General features: G+C 59.8%; 5 protein-coding genes. All 5 read left to right on the forward strand.

Going from position 1 to position 3,532, the window contains the following annotated elements; translation table 11 throughout:
- Positions 1 to 11: 11 nt before the first annotated feature.
- Positions 12 to 890 carry a protein-glutamate O-methyltransferase CheR gene (locus VN419_RS09255; protein WP_325646768.1) on the forward strand — a complete coding sequence of 293 codons (879 nt, stop codon included), beginning with the start codon at positions 12 to 14 and terminating at the stop codon, positions 888 to 890.
- A gap of 44 nt (positions 891 to 934) precedes the next feature.
- Positions 935 to 1,714, forward strand: a complete 780-nt coding sequence (locus tag VN419_RS09260; protein WP_325646770.1) for a ParA family protein — start codon at positions 935 to 937, stop codon at positions 1,712 to 1,714.
- The gene (locus VN419_RS09265; RefSeq protein WP_325646772.1) at positions 1,701 to 2,384 is read left to right on the forward strand and encodes a chemotaxis protein CheW; all 684 of its coding nucleotides are present in this window, start codon (positions 1,701 to 1,703) and stop codon (positions 2,382 to 2,384) included. The genes VN419_RS09260 and VN419_RS09265 overlap by 14 nt, the downstream gene beginning before the upstream one ends.
- Complete coding sequence (locus VN419_RS09270; protein ID WP_305574079.1) at positions 2,377 to 2,745, forward strand: response regulator; 369 nt, start codon at positions 2,377 to 2,379, stop codon at positions 2,743 to 2,745. The genes VN419_RS09265 and VN419_RS09270 overlap by 8 nt, the downstream gene beginning before the upstream one ends.
- A gap of 89 nt (positions 2,746 to 2,834) precedes the next feature.
- Positions 2,835 to 3,532, forward strand: a 698-nt coding sequence (locus tag VN419_RS09275; RefSeq protein ID WP_325646776.1) for an Hpt domain-containing protein, incomplete at its 3' end; no start/stop codon positions are given.

A 3,532-nucleotide genomic window follows, 5' to 3' on the forward strand; every position in this document is an offset into this window, starting at 1 on the left:
GGGAACTGTAAATGGCAGCGCTTTTCTCCACAACAGGGGCTGTTGGGGCGGAGCTTAAGATCAGCGACGCCGAATTCGTGCAACTGCGCGACTTCATCTATGCCCAGTGCGGCATATATGTGGCCGACAACCGCAAGTACCTGCTTGAGAACCGTCTGGCCAACCGTCTGAAGCTGCTGAATCTGAAGAGTTTTGGAGAATACTACCACTATCTCCAGTATGACTCCAACAAGAAGACGGAGTTGACCAAGCTCTTCGAGGTTATCACCACCAACGAGACGAGCTTTTACCGCAATCCGCCGCAGCTCAAGGTCTTTCAGGAGAACATCCTGACTGAGGTCATCGCCGAGTTGAAGAAGAAGGGCGACAAGCGGTTGCGCATCTGGTCCGCGGGCTGCTCCACGGGCGAGGAACCATACACTCTGGCCATCATCGTGGCCGAGGTGCTGAGGGGAGAGCTTGCGAGCTGGGACGTGCGCATAACCGCAAGCGACCTCTCGGAGCGCGTGCTCGAGGCCGCTCGCAAAGGCCTTTACAACGAGTACACCCTGCGCACCACGCCCAAGGAGATCGTCACTCGCTACTTCGACAAGGACGGCGAGAACTTCCGCGTCAAGCCGGAGCTCAAGCGGCTCATCTCCTTCGGGCAGCTGAACCTTTCCGACCGCGTGGCCCTCAAACGGGTTGAGCGTTCGCAGATCGTGTTCTGCCGCAACGTCATCATCTATTTCGACGACGAGATGAAGCGCAAGGTCATCGGCGCCTTCTACGACAATCTTTTGCCCTCGGGGTACCTTCTCATCGGGCATTCGGAGTCGCTGCACAACATCACGCGCTCCTTCAAGCCCATCCACTATCCCGGGGCCATCATGTACAAGAAGGAGGCCTGATGCCCCTGCGAACGGGAGCAGACGGCCAGCGGTCCGGGTGAAATTTGGGCGCCAGGGTCATTGCCATAGCGAACCAGAAGGGCGGGGTGGGCAAAACCACAACCGCACTGAACCTGGCGGCCGCGCTGGCCCGGCTGAACAAGCGGGTGCTGGTCATGGACCTGGATCCGCATGCCAATGCCTCGGTGCATCTCTCCTTTTTTCCGGAGACGCTGGAGGCCACGGCATACGATCTTTTCCAGGCGGAGAAAGCTGACGGTGCGCTTTTCGAACGCATCCGCAAGACGGGGCTTTCCGGCGGGTTCGACTTCATTCCAGGGCACATCAGGCTCTCGGAACTCGAAGTGGACCTTAAGGAGCGCAAGAACAAGGGCCTCATCTTGAGCGATGCGCTGACCTTGAAGCGCGAGGAATACGACTATGTGCTGGTGGACTGCCCGCCACACGTGGGCATTCTCCTGGTAAACGCCATCGTGGCCTCGGATTTGGTGCTCATTCCCATACAGACGGATTTTCTCGCCCTGTACGGGATCAGGCTCCTGTTCGACACCATCCGGCTTTTGAACCGGGTGCTGCCAAAAAGTGTGCGCTACATGGCCCTGGCCACCATGTACGACCAGCGCACGGCGGCCTGCAGGCGCATACTGCGTTTGATGCGCGACAAGCTGGGCGAGCGCGTGTGCGAGACGGTGATCCATTTCGACACCAAGTTCAGGGAATCGAGCGCAGGCGGAAAAGTGATTTTCGAGGTGGACCCCAAGGCCCGCGGAGCCGTGGAATACCTGCAACTGGCAAAAGAGATAGCTGCACATGAAAACGCCTGAACAATATTTCGTCGAAGATGTCCGCCTGCCGGATGTGGACGACGCCGGACGCGCCCTGACCAGCGCGGAAGAGGCTTTCCTGGACAAGTACCTCGGCGTGGAACGCGAGAAGGTGTTGGCCCAGGCCAAGAGGCTTGACCCGCGCGGATCGGACATTGTGGCGGGAATTGCGCCAGCCGCCGGCTCTGGCGGTGGGGAAGAGCACTCCGATGAGAAGATGCGCAACCAGTCGGAAATCCGCCTGGTGAGTTTTTCGTTGCTGGAGCGTGAGTATGCTCTGCCTATCACGGTGATTCAGGAAGTCATCCGTTTCATGAAGCCGACGCAATTGCCCACGGCGCCGCCCTGCATCGCGGGCATCATCAATTTGCGCGGTCGGGTGACGCCTCTGGTCAGCCTGCGCACCCTGCTCGGCATTCCGGGCGAGCAGGAAGACCGCTTCATCGTGGTCTGCCGCCACCGGGGCCTGCAGATAGGGCTCATGATCGGCGCGGTGTCCACCATGTACAAGGCTGGCGGCGACGACCTTGAATGGAACGTTGAAGGCAACATCGGCGTCAGCGCGCACCTGCTCATGGGCCTTTACAAGGCCGGGGAAAAACTCATCAGCATCCTGTCCATCGACAATCTGGTCCAGGTCGTGCTGCAAGGGGGAAGGACACATGCCTAAACATATTCTGATTGTGGACGATTCTAAGACAGTGAGGAACCTCGTCGCCTTCATCATGAAGAAAGAAGGCTTCAAGGTGACCACGGCGGAGGACGGGCTGGACGGCCTGGAAAAGCTGTACGCCGCGGAACAGGTGGACCTCATCGTGAGCGACGTGAACATGCCGCGCATGGACGGGTTCACCTTCATCAAGAACGTCCGCGAGCAAGAGGCTTACCGGGACATCCCGATCATCGTCCTGTCCACGGAAGGCCAGGACAAGGACATCGAAACCGGGTTGACCCTGGGTGCGAACCTTTACATGGTGAAGCCAGCCCAGCCGGAAAAGATGGTCCGCAACGTAAAAATGCTCCTGGGGTGATTTCCGCCGCGCCCCGGTTGCGGGCCACGGGGCCGCCCCGCGCGGATGGTTGCAGGACGGCGGAAACACACGAGCAGGCAGGTAGCTGAATGAGCCAGGATTACCTTGATCCAGAGATTCTCTCCGACTTCTTCGTGGAAGCCAAGGAGCACCTGGAGACCATAGAACCCAATCTGCTCCAGTTGGAGAAAAGCCCGGAGAATCTTGGCCTGCTGAACGAGATCTTCCGGCCCATGCACTCGCTCAAGGGTGCGTCCGGCTTTCTTGGCCTGCACAAGATCAACGGACTTGCGCACAAGGCCGAGAACATCCTGGATGAATTGCGCCAGGGAGCCATGGCCGTCAACTCCGGCATCATGGACATCATTCTTGCCGCCACCGACGCCCTGCGCACCATGGTGGAGAACCTGGAGACCACGGGCCAGGAAGGCGAGGTCGACACCGCGAACATCATTGCGCGCATCGAAAGCGCCCTGGCCGGCGAGGTTCCCGCAGCCGCTCATCCCGCTGAGCATGCCGCGCCTCTTGCCCCGCTTGAAGAATCTGTCGCCGAGGACGCCCAGCCGGAACTGGAGCCTGAGCCCATGGCTGAGACTTACGCCGATTTGGTGGCCGAGGAAGCCCCGCCGCAGTCTGCCGGACCGTTGACCATTCGCTGGCAGAACGTCGTGTACGAGCCGGGACCGGACTTCGACGCGACGCCGTACATGCTGACCACGGTCGGTGAAGGGCATTTGACCGATTTTCTCGAAGAGGCCCGCGACCTGGTGGGCAACCTGAACCAGGG

The organism is Humidesulfovibrio sp. (assembly GCF_035560995.1).
Lineage (GTDB): Bacteria > Desulfobacterota > Desulfovibrionia > Desulfovibrionales > Desulfovibrionaceae > Humidesulfovibrio.

Coding starts and splice junctions, on each gene's coding strand:
- VN419_RS09265 (WP_325646772.1), top strand. CDS start 1,701: ATGAAAACGCCTGAACAATATTTCGTCGAAGATGTCCGCCTGCCGGAT.
- VN419_RS09255 (WP_325646768.1), top strand. CDS start 12: ATGGCAGCGCTTTTCTCCACAACAGGGGCTGTTGGGGCGGAGCTTAAG.
- VN419_RS09270 (WP_305574079.1), top strand. CDS start 2,377: ATGCCTAAACATATTCTGATTGTGGACGATTCTAAGACAGTGAGGAAC.